The following is a 418-nucleotide window of genomic DNA, read 5'->3' as shown; positions in this document are numbered from 1 at the left end:
GTGCGTACTCGCGCGGCAGGCGAAAAACCAGAAAACGGCGTCTTCTGGGAATCGGCTGGCGAAGGTGAATACACCGTTGCCGACATCACCAAAGAAGATCGTGGTACTGAAATCACCCTGCATCTGCGTGAAGGCGAAGACGAGTTCCTCGATGACTGGCGCGTGCGTTCCATCATCAGCAAATATTCCGACCATATCGCGCTGCCGGTAGAGATCGAAAAACGCGAAGAGAAAGACGGCGAAACCGTTATCTCCTGGGAGAAAATCAACAAAGCGCAGGCGCTGTGGACCCGTAACAAGTCGGAAATCACCGATGAAGAGTACAAAGAGTTCTACAAACACATCGCCCACGACTTTAACGATCCGCTGACCTGGAGCCACAACCGCGTTGAAGGTAAGCAGGAGTACACCAGCCTGC

The 418-nt window shown here is 53.3% G+C and carries 1 pseudogene; it reads left to right on the top strand.

Annotated features, from left to right (window positions below):
- A pseudogene (locus tag HFC70_RS26490) lies at window positions 1-418 on the top strand (molecular chaperone HtpG); the annotation flags it as partial.

Origin of the sequence: Agrobacterium sp. a22-2, assembly GCF_012276985.1 — a bacterium.
GTDB lineage: Bacteria > Pseudomonadota > Alphaproteobacteria > Rhizobiales > Rhizobiaceae > Allorhizobium.
This window is presented reverse-complemented; position numbering and strand designations above follow the sequence as displayed.